Genomic DNA, 12,687 nt, shown 5'->3' with positions numbered 1-12,687 from the left:
CGGAACGGGATGGCGGCGTTCAGGGCGGCGGCCAGCACCAGCCCGACGGCGACCGTGAGCGGCACGTTGATGATCAGGAAGATGACCACGTTGAGCATGGCCCGGCGGAACACCGGGTCGGCCAGCGCGTCGGTGAAGTTCTGCAGGCCGACGAACGGCCGCTCCACGATCGCCCCAGGCGCCGCGAAGAAGTAGTCATGGAACGAGATGTAGACCGCGAACCCCAGCGGGTAGGCGAAGATCGCGGCCAGGAACACCACGTAGGGGGCGACGAACAGGTAGCCGAGCGGCTGCCGGCCGAGCAGCCGCCGCCGAAGCGGCGGCCGGGTGGCCGGCGTGGCGATCGCGGTCATCGCGCTAGCTCCTGGCCGCCAGGGTCTTGACCTTCTCGGCGGCCTGGTTGAAGGCGCCCTGGATGTCGGCCTTGCCGAAGATCACCGCCTGCGAGTAGGCGTTGCGGAACGTCTGCCAGATCTCCACCGAGTTCGGCACGTTGGGGACCTCGACGGTGCGGGCGGCCTGCTCGGCGAAGATCGTGTACTCCGGGTGGCTCTTGAAGTAGTCCGGGTAGGCTGTGGTGACATCGGTCCGCATCGGCATCTGCCCGGTCATCTCCAGCAGCTTGCCGTCGCTGTCCTTCGAGGTGGCGAACTTCAGGAAGTCCCAGGCGGTCGACCGGTTCTTACAGCTCGAGTACATCGCGCTCGACTTCTCATCGGAGAAGGTCTGGATCTGGCTCGGGTCCTTGCCGTCCTTGGTCGGCACCGGCACGACGCCCCACTTGACCTTGTCGCCGTAGACCGCGATCGCCCACGGCCCGACGATCGCCATGGCCGCCTTCTTGTCACCGAACGCGTCGCCGTTGTACAGCTCCCGCTGGGCCAGGCCCTGGTCGTAGAGCTGCTTCCAGAACTGCGCCACGGCGATCCCGTCGGGGCCGGCGAACTGCGGCTCACCGTTCTCGACCAGCTGCTTGCCGCCCGACTGGGCGATGAACAGCGGGTAGAAGTCGAACCACGGCTGGAAGAACTCGCTGGACGGCGCGGGCCAGATGGCCGCCTTGACGCCGCCCTTGGCCACCAGCGTCTTGGCGCTGGCGAGGAACTCGTCGTAGGTCTTCAGCGGGGGGTTCTTGGTGTCCAGGCCGGCCTTGGCGAAGACGTCCTTGTTGTAGAAGATCATCACCGGGTTGGTCTTCCACGGCATCTGGTAGAACTTGCCGTCGGGTGACTTGTACTGGTCGGCCCGCGGCCCGGTCCGCGTCTGGATGTAGGACGCCCCGTCGCTGAAGGAGTCCAGCGCCACCAGCCCGCCCTGCTTCTGGAACTGCGGCACCGCGGCCGGCGCGGTGTTGAAGACCAGGCAGGGAGTGTTCCCGGCCGTGATCGAGGCGCCGATGACCTCCTCGGAGCTCTTGCCAGCCGGGATCTCCTCGGCGGTCACCTGCTCGCTGGCGTGGTCCTTGTTCCAGGCGGCGACGGTCGCCTTGCCCCACTTCACCTCTTCGGCGTTGTTGGAGTACCAGATCTTGATGGGGCCCCTGGCGGACGCGGCCTTGGTGGCGCTCGTGCCACCGCCCCCGCCACCGCAGGCGGCCAAGCCGAAACTTACGACAACAAGGGCGACGATGAGGCGGCTACGGGTGCCGAGCATGTCGAACCTCCGGTGGTCGAATTGCCGTCGTGCTGTCGCTGCTCACGGCGAGCCGATGCTTGTTGGAGCCTCGAGCGTCGCGCGACCGCTCAGGAGGCTCGCTGCGGTCCAGGGTCTGGTCGGCGCCGTCCTTTCGGTTGCCTGGGCGGGGCGGTGGACGCCCGCACGATGAGCCGGGGCAGATCGAGCTGGATGCTCGGGACGGGCTGGCGCTCCACCACGGCGAGCAGGGTGCGAGCGGCGGCCTGCCCCCAGGCCAGGGCGTCCTGGCGCACGGTGGTCAGCGGCGGGGCCAGGTGGGCGGCCAGGGGGATGTCGTCGAAGCCGACCACCGACAGTCCCCGGGGGACCTCGAGGCCGGCTTCCAGGGCGACGCCCATCCCGGCGATGGCCATCAGGTCGTTGCTGTAGACGATCGCGGTCGGCGGGTCTGGCTGGCCGAGCAGCCGCCTGGTCGCCTTCGCGCCGCCCGGACCGGTGAAGTCGCCCGCCACCACCGGCCCGGGCGTGAGGCCGGCCCGGCGCAGCGCCCGCCGCCAGGCGGCACGCCTGGACGCGGAGTGGATGTAGCCGGGAGCGCCGGCGACGTGGGCGATCCGGGTGTGGCCGAGCTCGACCAGATGGGCGACGGCCTGCTCCACCCCGTACCGGTCCTTCACGGCGACCCACGGCAGCGGGCAGTCCCCGGCCGGCGGACCCACGGCGACCGCCGGCAGCCCGAGCTCGACCAGGAGCTCGAGCCGGGGGTCGTGGCGCCGCAGGTCGGTGAGGAACACGCCGTCGACCCGGTCCTCCCGGGCCAGACGGCGGTAGCTGCCGGCCTCAGCCCGCCGGTCGTCCCCGACGACCTGCAGGACGAGCGCGTAGCCGCGTTCGGCGAGCACCGTCTCGACGCCGGCGACGAAGTGCGGAAAGAACGGGTCGGCCGCGAGCAGTTCCGGCGAGCGCGACAGGACGAGCCCGAGGGCGAACGCCCGCGAGTGCGAGAGGGCCCGGGCTCGGGTACTGGGTCGCCAGTCGAGGTCGCGTGCAGCATCCAGGATGCGGGCGCGCGTGGCGTGTCCCACACCCGGCCGGCCGTTGAGGGCGAACGACACCGCGCCCTTGGACACGCCGGCCTGGCGCGCGACGTCGTCGATGGTGGGGCGGCGCTGACCCGTTGGGACCTCCCGTGGTGCAAGCAAGCCCGAGAACGGCCGCTGCTCTGGCGCCATCCGCCGAGCTTGTCGTGCTCTATGCAGTAGACCGGTTTAGTGATACACAGGATAGACCGGTTTAGCACTCCACCGTCAAGCGGTTGCTCGAGGCCCGTCCCGCTGGAGATGTCTCATGGCGCGCAAGCTCCCCGCCCGGCCGTCCATCGCCGTGCTCACCGTGCTCGCCCTCACCGTGGCGGTGCTCGCGCTGCCCGCGACCCCGGCGGCCGCGGGCGAGGCGCGGCTCACCAACCTGGCCCACCTGGACTTCCTCGGCGACCGGGTGACGCCACCGGCTCAGGCGGGCCACGACACCTACCGGCTGGCCGAGGAACCGTCCATCGGGGTGCTGTGGACCTACGCCGAGCGTCAGCCCGACGGCACCTACAAGCGGGTTGGCGGCGGCGCCCACGACCCGGTCACCAACACCTGGGGGCAGGGCGCGTTCAACGCCGACGACATGACCCGGTCATCAGTGGTCTACCTGCGCCACTGGCACCAGTTCGGCGACCCCACCAGCCGCGACCACGCCTACCAGCTGCTCCGCGGGGTCGCCTACCTGCAGACGAGCTCGGGGCCGAACGCCGGCAACGTGGTCCTATGGATGCAGCCCGACGGCACCCTGAACCTGAGCCCGACCCCGCCCGACAACCCCGACCCAAGCGACTCCGGCCCGTCGTACTGGCTGGCCCGCACCATCTGGGCCCTCGGCGAGGGCTATGCCGCGTTCCACACCGCCGACCCGGCGTTCGCCCGCTTCCTGCGCGCGCGCCTGGACCTCGCCCTGGACGCTCTGGACCGCCAGGTCCTCGACCCGAGGTACGGCACCTACCAGACCGTCGACGGACTGCGCTGGCCGGCCTGGCTGATCGTCGACGGCGCCGACGCCTCCTCCGAGGCCCTGTACGGCCTGGTCGCCTACGTGCGGGCCGGCGCCGACGCCCGCGCCGGCCGCGACCTCACCCGCCTGGCCAGCGGCATCGCGGCGATGCCGCTCGGCGACGCTCGGCACTGGCCGTTCGGGGCGGTCATGCCCTGGGGCCTGTCCCGTTCGGTCTGGCACGCGTGGGCCGACCAGATGGCCGGCGCGCTGGCCGAGGCCGGCCGCCTGCGCGGACGACCCGACTGGGTCGGGATTGCGGTCGGCGAGGCGGGGCGCTTCACCCCCCACCTGCTCGCCCAGGGCGGCGCCGAGAACGGCTGGCTGCCGGCACCGGCCGACCGGACCCAGATCGCCTACGGCGCCGACGCGACCCTGCAGAACCTGCTCCGCACAGCAGAGGCGGCCGGCCGCCCCGCCTTCCGCGACCTGGCCGGCATCGCGGCCGCGTGGTACTTCGGTAACAACCCGGCCGGGGTGGCGATGTACGACCCGGCTACCGGGCGGACCTTCGACGGTATCAGCCCCGACCGGACCGTCAACCGCAACTCCGGGGCGGAGTCGACCATCCACGGGCTGCTGTCGATGCTCGCCCTGGACGCCCGGGCCGACGTCGCCGCCCGGGCCCGGCTGGCCGGGCGCCGCGCGCAGGTGACCTGGCAGCTCGTCGAGGCCGAGGCCGGCCAGCTCACCGGGTCGGCCAGCGTGGTCACGCCACCCGCGGCGTGGACCGGTGAGAGCGCCTGGAGCGGCGGCAGCTACGTCGAGCTCGGCCCCGGCGGCCAGGTCACCAACACGCCGATCCTGCCGGTAACCGGCCGCTACCTGCTGCTGCCGGTGTTCGACCGCCAGCAGCTCCCGGCCGGCTCGGTCGCGACCCGGCACGCGCTCGACGGGGTGGGCGCCGGGGTGGTCGACCACGGCGGCGCCGGGCCGCAGGGCGTCACCCCCACCCCCGGCTACCTCACGGTCGGCACGACCCCCGCGGCGCCAGCGGCGGCGGCCGGTCCGGCCACGCTGCTGAGCGCCTATGCCGGCGATGGCCCGGTGGCACGGCTGGACGCCGTGCTCGTCCAGCCCGAGGTCGAGTGGCTGGTCCTCGCTGGCGCGGGCGGCGGTCAGGCGCTGCTGCGCAGCTTCGCGCGGAGCCCGCGGACGCAGGCGGTCACGCTCGAGGGGAGCGGCGCGACCACGGCACGGGCCTACGACCAGCTCGGCCGGCTCGTCGTCACGGTGACGAGCCCGTCGGGCACCGTGGCAGCCCCGGTCGGGGCGGGCGCCTTCACCCTGGTCACCCGCTGATCCGAGCAGCCCTCTCGCGCGTCCGTGGACGCTTGCCAACGAGGCAAGTGGTCACCCAGGACCGGCCTCGCCCGTCACGGGAGCTGGCGACCATCGTGACCTCGCTCGACAAGCCCTGGGCCGTGGGGGTTGCACGTGCTCGTCGAGCCTCACTTCTGGTCCATCGACCACGGCCAGCAGCTCGAGCGTCAGGGCGCCGCGCGGCGGCGCCGGGGTGGCCGGCCGAGCAGGCGCAGCGGCCCGCCGAGCGCGTAGACCGCCGAGCGGATGCCCGCGTTGTGCCACACGTTGCCGGCGTTGGCCCACTGGCGGCGCCGGTCGACGCAGACGACGGTCGTGGTCACCTCGGGTCGCTCCACGCCGAGATGGCCGGCGAGGTTGGCGAGCGTCCGCTGCCAGAAGCGGTCCTCCTGCCGGTGGATCGCAAGCGGCATGGCCAGCTCGTACAGGGGGTCGTTGGCGCGCAGCAGCACCTGCGCCTGCGCGGCGGTGACCTCGTCGCGCCGGTCGGCGCTGAAGGTGATCCACCCGGCGAACATGTGCCCCTGCGGCGTCATGAAGGTGAACGACTCCTCGTCGGCGTACAGCACCAGCACGCCGGTGGAGAGCTTGACGCCGCCGCCGACCGAGATGTTCAACAGCGCCACCTCGCCCGGCGCGATGCCGGTCAGGGGCCCGTAGAAGCGGCCCGTCGCCGGCCAGAAGCTGGCGAAGGCGCTCTTCCACGCGGCGACGACCTCGGCGGGTGACAGGTCGACGCCGGGCAGCTCGACGCGGTAGGTCTTCTGCCACATCCGCCCGAAGCCCTGCACGGGGCCGACCACCCGCTTGCCGGTGACGTTCAGGTTGAAGGCCTCGGCCGGCACCTCGCCGAGGCGTAGGGTCGAGACGTTCTTCGCCCAGTAGGCGGCGTCGCGCGGGGTCGGCACTGCCGCCTCGCCGTCGGCCGCGGGTGGGATGGTCATGGCGCGCTCCTCTCGTGCTCAGCCGGGGCTACCACCTGCTGCGCGAGCCCCGGACCCCGGTCAGCGGCCGGCGGCGGCGAGCGCCGCCGCCTCGCTGTCGTGGGTGCCGATCGCCTCGTCCAGGCGGGTCAGCTCGAAGATCTGCCGGTAGTGGTCGCTCAGGCCGTAGGCCAGCAGGCGCTGGCGCTGGCGGTTGGCGCGCACCAGCAGGGTCACCAGCATGCCGATGCCGCCCGAGTTCATGTACTCCAGCCCGCTGAAGTTCAGCACGACTGCCCTGGTCGTCGGTCCGCTCGCCTTGGCGTACGCGTCGCTGAGGGCGTGCTCGCTGGCGGTGGTGACGTCGCCGCGGATGTCGATCACGCTGACGTGCTCGTCGGCCTCGCGCACCTCGAGGGTGACGGTTCCAGGGCTCATCGGTGTCCTCCTCGTGCCGTGCGGACGCCGTCCGCGTCGCCTGTGGTCGCGCCGCCCACGGCGCTGTCCTCGTCGGGGTAGATCGCGATGAAGTCGGAGAGCCGGGTGATCTGGAAGATCTGCTGGTAGTGCTCGCTCAGGCCGCTGGCGACGAGCGGCCGGCGCTCCTTGCGGGCGCGCGCGAGCACGCCCAGGATCACCGCGATGCCGGTCGAGTTGATGTAGCCGACCCCGGCGAAGTTCAGCAGCACCGGGCCGGTGCCGGCGCCGCTGGCCTCGTCGTAGGCGCGCTGGAGGACGGCGTCGGCGTCGCGGTCGATGTCGCCCGTCAGGTCGATGACCTCCGTACCGCCGTGGCGGCGCACGGCCGCCCGCAGCTCAGCTCGGCCCATCTGGCACCTCCTGCTGGTCGGCGCTTGCCAGGCGCAGGACGAGCTCGACCGTGTGGCGCGGCCCGTCGCTCGCGGTGCGCAGGTCGTCCACCATGTTGCGGATCAGGAACAGCCCCCAGCCGCGCGGGTCCTGCACGCCTGCGAGCTTGGCGTCCAGGTCGGGCTGGGCCGGCTCCGGCAGGCCCGTGGCGCCGCCCTGGTCGGTGACGTGCACCCGCAGCTCGGTCGGGGAGGCGAGCACGCGGACCTCGACAGGCACCTCGGGCCGGCTGCCGTTGCCGTGCTCGATGGCGTTCATCGTCGCCTCGGCCACGGCGGTCTTGAGGCGCTCCAGCCGCGGGCCGGGCAGGTTCAGGCCGGCGGCCGCGGCGGCGACCCGCTCGATCGCGAGGCGCTCGTTGCCAGGCTCGCTCGCCACGGCGAACTCGGCAAGGACCCGTGCGTCGCCGGGCTCCGCGGCGGCGGCGCCGAGCAGCGCGGCGCTGCCGGCGCCGCCGGAGCGCTGCAGCGTGACCAGGGTGATGTCGTCCTCCTGCTCCCAGTCCGGTCCGGTGAACCGGGCCAGCTCGCCGAGCAGGTGGTCGATCAGCTCCTCCCCGCCGGGACGCTCGCCGACCAGCTTGGCGAGCCGCGGGAAACCGAACATCTCTCGTCCGGGCCCGTGCGCCTCGGCCAGCCCGTCGGAGTGCAGCAACAGCGCGTCGCCCGGCGCCAGCACCACCTCGCGCTCCTCGTAGCGCATCCCCGGGAGCAGCCCGAGCGGCATGCCGATCGCGCGCAGCTCGGTCACGCCGCCGTCGCCGCGCACGTACGGCAGGTTGTGCCCGGCGTTGGCGAAGCGCAGCAGGCCGCTGGCCGGGTCGAGCACCGCGTACAGGCAGGTGACGAACATGTGCGCGGGCATGTCAGCCACCAACAGGTCGTTGACCTGCTCCAGCAGGTCCGAGGGGGCGAGCAGGCGGGGCGCCTCGGCCCGCAGGATCGAATGGGTCGTCGCCATCACCAGCGCGGCGGGCACGCCCTTGTCGGTGACGTCGCCGATGACGATCCCGACCTGCCCGCCGGGCAGGTTGACGAAATCGTAGAAGTCGCCGCCGACCTCGCGGGCGGGCCGATAGAAGGCGGCGACGTGCCAGCCGGCCAGGTGGGGCAGCTCGTGCGGCAGGAACTGCTGCTGGATGAGCTGCGCCACCCGCAGCTCCTGCGCGATCCGCTCGCGCTCGCGGACCTCCGCCTGCTGCTGGCGCACGAGCTGCGCGACGCGCACCGCCGGGGCCGCGTGCGCGGCCAGGTCGTCGAGCAGCTTGCGGTCGTCGTGGGAATAGTCCTGCTCGCTGCGGCGCGGGCCGAGCTTCAGCAGCCCGATCAGCTCGCCCTGGCTGATCAGGGGGATGACCAGCCGGGTCCCCTCGCCGCGCAGCGCCGTCAGGGCCGCCGAGTCCAGCTCCAGCGTCTCCAGGTCGACCGCGCCGCCGGCCGTCTGGAAGTACGCGAGCAAGGGGTCGTTCGGCGCGATGCTCAGGTCGGTGGCCGCCTGCGGCGTCCCGGCCGCCGGCGCCGGCACTGGGGTCGCCGACGCGGCCCGCCGCGCCAGCCGGGTCCAGCCGCTCGATCGCATCGTCATCTCACCGCCTCCATGCAGGTTGTAGCGGGCCAGCGTCCCGCTATCGTTACGGCGAGCGTGACATCCTCGAGGCGTGCCCGGAAGCCCGGCGCGCGGGATCAGCCCGGGAGCGGAAGGGAGCCCGGGAGCGGGATCAGCCCGGGAGCGGAAGGAGCCCGGGAGCAGGATCAGCCCGGGAGCGGAAGGGAGCCCGGGAGCGGGATCAGCCCGGCGCGGGATCAGCCTGAGAGCGGAAGGAGCCGGCCGATGACCATGCTGCGGGTCGCCACGCTCGGGCCGCTCCGGGTCGAGCTGGACGGCGCGCCGGTCTCGCCCGACACGCGCAAGGCGGTCGCGCTCCTGGCCTACCTCGCTGTCACCGGCGAGCGGCACAGCCGCGACGTGCTCGCCGGGCTGTTCTGGCCGGACCAGGACACCGCGCACGCTCGCGGCGCGCTGCGCCGCACCCTGTCGGCGCTCGGCAAGTCGCTCGGCGGCGGCTGGATCGCCGCGGACCGCTCCACCATCGGCCTGAACCGGGTCGGGCTCGAGCTGGACCTGGCCCGCTTCGAGCAGCTCCTTGCGGACTGCCGCCGCCACCCGCACCCGCCGGAGGAGGCCTGCCACGCCTGCCTCGGCCGGCTCGCGGAGGCGGCCGCCCTGCACCGCGGCGAGTTCCTCGAAGGGCTCGCCCTGCGCGGCGCGGACGGGTTCGACGAGTGGCGCTTCTTCCAGGCCGAGAGCCTGCGCCGGCAGCTCGCCCGGGTGCTCGAGCGGCTCGCCCGGGGCCTCGCGGCGCTGGGCGAGTGGGATGACGCGGTCGCCGCGGCGCGGCGCTGGCTCGCGCTCGACCCGCTCCACGAGCCCGCCCACCAGGAGCTGATGCTGCTGTACGCGTGGAGCGGCCGCCGCGCCGCGGCGCTGCGCCAGTACCGCGCCTGCATCCGCGTGCTCGACCAGGAGCTCGGCGTCGCGCCGCTGGAGGAGACCACCGCCGTGTACCGGACGATCGCCGAGGACCGACCCCCGCCTCCCCCTGTGCCGCCGGGTCCGGGCCTGGCGCCGGGCGGGGCGCCGGCTGCGTCCCGCGCCGCCGCGGCCGGAGCGCCCGCCGCGGCCGTGGTGCCCGCGGCGGGGCGCCGGCCCGCCCGCGCGACCGGCGTGGCGGCAGGGCTGCCGCTGGTCGGGCGCGCCACGGAGTGGGCGGCGCTGCGCGCCGCGTGGGAGGGGTCCGCCGCGGGCGGCCGGCTGGTGGTGATCGAGGGCGAGACCGGCATCGGCAAGACCCGGCTGGGGGAGGAGCTCGCGGCGCACGCGGCCGCGCGCGGCGCGGTCGTGCTCGTGCGGCGCTGCTCCGAGGAGGAGCGCGGGCTCGCGTACGGGCCGGTCGCCGAGCTGCTCCGCGCCGCGGCGGCGCGGCCCGCGGCGACGTGGGGCCCGCTGCCCGACCACTGGCTCGCGGAGGCGGCGCGGCTGGTCCCGGAGCTCGGCGCGCTCCGCCCCGGCCTCGGCGCGGCGCCGCCGCTGGACGGGCCCGGCGCGCTCGGCCGCTTCCTGGACGGGCTCAGGCAGGCGCTGCTCGCCGCCTGCCGCGGCCCGCTGCCGGCGGTGGTGCTCCTCGACGACCTGCACTGGGCCGACGACGCCACCCTCGACGTGGTGGGCTACCTCGCCCGGCGGCTGCGCGACGCGCCGCTGTGCCTGGTGGTTGCGTGGCGGGGCGAGCAGGTGCGGCGCGACCACCGCCTGCGCCGGCTGCTGGCCGAGGCGCAACGCGACCACGCCGCGCTGCACCTGCCGCTCGCCCGCCTCGACGAGGCGGCCGTCGCCGAGCTCGTCGAGGCGGCGCTGCCCGCGCAGGCGCCGCACGCAGGCGAGCTGTACCGGGAGAGCGAGGGCCTGCCGCTGTTCCTGGCCGAGCACGTGGCTGGGGCGCTCGGCGGTGACGCGGCCGGGCCGGGCCCGCTCGGCGTGCGCGAGCTGCTCGCCACGCGCGTCGCCGCGGTCGGCGGCACCGCCCGGCAGGTCCTCGCCGCCGCCGCCGTGATCGGCCGCTCGTTCGATCTGGACACCGTGCGCGAGGCGAGCGGCCGGGGCGAGGAGGAGACGGTCGCGGCACTCGAGGAGCTCGCTGGGCGGGGACTGGTCCGCGAGCTCGGCCAGGACGGCTACGACTTCGTCCACGAGCGGCTGCGCGCCGCCGCGGACGAGCAGACCAGCCTCGCGCGCCGGCGCCTGCTGCACCGGCGTGTCGCCGAGGCGCTGGAGCGCCGCGCGCCCGGCCGCGACGCCGGCGCCGCCGCCGCGCGCGCGGCGCGCCACTGGCACGCCGCCGGCCGCGACGCCGAGGCCGCCGCCGCGTTCCGGCGCGCCGGCGACCACGCCCGCGCGCTGTACGCCAACCGCGACGCGCTGGCGCACTACCGCAGCGCCCTGGCGCTCGGCGACCCCGACCCGGCTGGGCTGCACGAGGCCGTCGGCGACCTGGAGACCCTCCTCGGCGCCTACGACGCGGCGCTGGTCGCCTACGAGACGGCGGCGTCGCTCGCCGATGCGGCCGCGCTGGCCGGCATCGAGCACAAGCTCGGCGGGCTGCACCATCGCCGCGGCGACTGGGCCGCGGCCGAGCGGCACTTCGAGGCCGCCCTTGCCGCGCTCGAGGCGGGCGCGGCGGCCGCGGGCGACGACGCCGACCGCGACCGGGACGGCCGCCGTGCGCGGCTGCTCACCGACCGCAGCCTCACCGCGCACCGGGCGGGCCGCTCCGACGACGCGGCCGCCCTGGCCGGGCAGGCGCTCGCCATCGCCGAGCAGGCCGGCGAGACGCTCGCGCTGGCGCAGGCCCACAACCTCCTCGGGATGCTCGCCGCGGGCCGGGGCGAGGCCGCCGCGGCGCGCGAGCACCTGGAGCGCAGCCTCGCCCTGGCCGAGACCCTGCCCGACCCGAGCGCGCGGGTGGCGGCCCTCAACAACCTCGCCCTCGCCCGCGGCGCGGCGGGAGAGCACGCCGAGGCGCTCCGCCTCGCCGGCACCGCGCTCGGGCTCTGCGCCGCTCAGGGCGACCGCCACCGCGAGGCCGCGCTGCACAACAACCTCGCGGACCTGCTCCACGCGCACGGCGACCACGACGCGGCCATGACGCACCTGAAGCAGGCGGTCGCGATCTTCGCCGAGGTCGGCGAGCCGGGCCGCCTGCAGCCGGAGATCTGGAAGCTGGTCGAGTGGTGAGTCGGGCGTCAGCCCGATGTCACCCGTCAGCCGGCTCCATCCCCGGGTCGGCCTCCGATCCGAGAAACGCGCCGTAGGGCGGCAGGAGCCGCGGATCCTTTGAGGCTCGTAACGGGTGCCGTAACGATCCCGCGACGGTCACCGAGGAGCCTGCTGCCAATCCACGCAGCAAGGGAGTGATCGTGCGATGACCACCACCACACCCGTCGAGCGGCGGTCCTTCACCTGGGGGAGCCTGGTCCGCCTGGCGGTGGCCGGCGACCTTGTGCTCCTGCTCACCCAGGGGGTCGTGCGCCAGGACCGGGAGGCGCTCGCGGTCGCCGCGGCCATGCTGCTGGGCGCGGGGCTGCTGCGCCTTCGTGGCGGGCTGGCCGGACTGGGGCTGCTGTGCCTGTCGTTTGCCAACCTGGAGCTGTGGATGCTGCCGGCCGCGCTCAGCAACGCGGGCCACCGTGGGGGGCTGGTCGCCATCCTGCTGCCGGCCACGCTGGCGGCGGTCTCCCTGGCCGGCCTGGTCGCCGGCCTGGCCGCGGTCGCGCGCCGGCGCGACCGGGCCGCGGGCGGCGGCGCGGCCCGCCGGGCCGGGCTCGGAGCGGTCGGCGCGGTCGCGGTCGCGCTGGTGGCCGCCGCCGCGGTCGGGCCCGGCCCGGCCCAGCCGGCGCCCGCCGGCGAGCTTGTGCTGGACTTTCGCGACACGGCCTTCCACCCGGCGACCCTGGCCGCCCCGAGCGGCCAGGTGACCGTCTCGGTGACCAACCGTGACCTGTTCTGGCACTCGTTCACGGTCGACCGGCCCGCGGTGAACACCGACGTCCCGGTCGGCGGCACGCGGCGGGTCAGCTTCACCGTCCCGCCGGGCAGCTACCAGTTCTACTGTCGGGTCCCCGGCCATCGGCAGGCCGGCATGGTGGGCACGCTCACCGTCGGCTGAACCTGCGAGCACGACCAGCACGGTCGGGCGGCCCCGCCAGTGGTCGGTGGTCCCTGGAGCCGGTTGTCGTCTCTCCGGCGACGTGGACGCCTGGTGGATGGTCGTGGCTGCCGTAGCGGC

General features: G+C 74.6%; 10 protein-coding genes. 3 read left to right on the top strand and 7 right to left on the bottom strand.

The features are described 5' to 3' along the window. The 3 genes from VG276_21300 to VG276_21290 form a co-directional block, all read right to left on the bottom strand. The coding region (locus VG276_21300) for a sugar ABC transporter permease (GenBank protein ID HEV8651860.1) at positions 1–353 on the bottom strand (353 nt) is incomplete at its 3' end. Positions 354–357: 4 nt separating this feature from the next. Beyond that, positions 358–1,653 (bottom strand): extracellular solute-binding protein, encoded by a 1,296-nt coding sequence (locus VG276_21295; protein ID HEV8651859.1) that lies wholly within the window; start codon positions 1,651–1,653, stop codon positions 358–360. Positions 1,654–1,742: 89 nt separating this feature from the next. Further along, a complete protein-coding gene (locus VG276_21290) occupies positions 1,743–2,867 on the bottom strand; it encodes a LacI family DNA-binding transcriptional regulator (protein HEV8651858.1) in 1,125 nt (374 codons plus the stop codon). Between the two features lie 115 nt (positions 2,868–2,982). Between VG276_21290 and VG276_21285 the strand changes: the two genes are divergently transcribed. Further along, positions 2,983–5,031: a hypothetical protein gene (locus tag VG276_21285; protein ID HEV8651857.1), complete on the top strand. Its 2,049-nt coding sequence runs from the start codon at positions 2,983–2,985 to the stop codon at positions 5,029–5,031. 188 nt (positions 5,032–5,219) lie between these two features. Here VG276_21285 and VG276_21280 read toward each other — a convergent pair whose 3' ends face one another. Genes VG276_21280 through VG276_21265 form a run of 4 tightly spaced genes read right to left on the bottom strand, consistent with a single transcriptional unit; the run spans position 5,220 to position 8,429 of the window. Next, complete coding sequence (locus tag VG276_21280; protein HEV8651856.1) at positions 5,220–5,996, bottom strand: hypothetical protein; 777 nt, start codon at positions 5,994–5,996, stop codon at positions 5,220–5,222. Positions 5,997–6,056: 60 nt separating this feature from the next. Beyond that, entirely contained in the window at positions 6,057–6,413 is a 357-nt protein-coding gene (locus VG276_21275; protein HEV8651855.1) for an STAS domain-containing protein, read from the bottom strand. Next, positions 6,410–6,805, bottom strand: coding sequence for an STAS domain-containing protein (locus VG276_21270; GenBank protein ID HEV8651854.1), 396 nt, complete (start codon positions 6,803–6,805; stop codon positions 6,410–6,412). Before VG276_21270 ends, VG276_21275 begins: the two co-directional genes overlap by 4 nt. Then, on the bottom strand, positions 6,792–8,429 hold the full coding sequence (locus VG276_21265) for a SpoIIE family protein phosphatase (GenBank protein HEV8651853.1): 1,638 nt from the start codon (positions 8,427–8,429) through the stop codon (positions 6,792–6,794). Before VG276_21265 ends, VG276_21270 begins: the two co-directional genes overlap by 14 nt. A 246-nt stretch (positions 8,430–8,675) precedes the next feature. Here VG276_21265 and VG276_21260 point away from each other — a divergent pair, with 246 nt between their 5' ends. Both VG276_21260 and VG276_21255 read left to right on the top strand, forming a co-directional pair. Further along, on the top strand, positions 8,676–11,636 hold the full coding sequence (locus VG276_21260) for an AAA family ATPase (GenBank protein ID HEV8651852.1): 2,961 nt from the start codon (positions 8,676–8,678) through the stop codon (positions 11,634–11,636). Positions 11,637–11,823: 187 nt separating this feature from the next. After that, entirely contained in the window at positions 11,824–12,567 is a 744-nt protein-coding gene (locus VG276_21255) for a cupredoxin domain-containing protein (GenBank protein HEV8651851.1), read from the top strand. Positions 12,568–12,687: the final 120 nt, after the last annotated feature.

The sequence above is a fragment of the Actinomycetes bacterium genome, assembly GCA_036000965.1.
Classification (GTDB): domain Bacteria; phylum Actinomycetota; class CALGFH01; order CALGFH01; family CALGFH01; genus DASYUT01.
Note: the sequence above shows the minus strand (reverse complement) of the source record. Positions and strands in the feature narration are given on the sequence as shown.